We start from the raw sequence: 530 nt of genomic DNA, 5'->3' as shown, positions 1-530 counted from the left end.
ATCCCAAGTCGAAGCTGGTGATCGCGATGGTCAGCGCTGCGCCCAAGGCGAGCGAGCGGTCGCTGACGCTCGCGCGGCTGGCGTTTTTCGAGAAGCTGATGGCGGCGGCGAAGTAGTCGGGTGTCTATTCCTTCCCGGTAACGGGCGGGGAATGATGGTGAACATCATGCGATTAGCCGCGTAGGCACGTGCCTCCCGCCGGAGCCCGTTCTTGATACCCCGCGCCACATGTGATCATCGTCGCGTTAGCCAGCGGGGGAAGCCGATGACCATTTTTCGCGCCTGGAGCGTTCTCCCCCTGTGGCAGCGCGTGCTCGCCGGGCTCGTGCTCGGCATCCTGCTCGGGGCTTTTTTTCCCGCCGCCGCGCCGTGGATATCGCTCATCGGCGAGCTGTTCTTGCGACTGATCCGGCTGCTGGTCTTGCCGGTGCTGCTAGTCGTGATCGCTGCCGGTGTCACCGAGTTAGGCGATCCCAGGCGACTGGGCACGGTCGGCGGACGCGCCATCGGCCTTTTCGCCGCGCTGATGG

At 65.1% G+C, this 530-nt stretch carries 1 protein-coding gene; it reads left to right on the top strand.

The genetic code is table 11. The annotated features are described in order from the left end of the window. Nucleotides 1–265: 265 nt before the first annotated feature. Nucleotides 266–530, top strand: a 265-nt coding sequence (locus tag AC1DZC_RS20360; protein ID WP_477044552.1) for a cation:dicarboxylate symporter family transporter, incomplete at its 3' end; no start/stop codon positions are given.

Source organism: Cellulomonas sp. P2_B4 (assembly GCF_056404795.1).
This window is presented reverse-complemented; position numbering and strand designations above follow the sequence as displayed.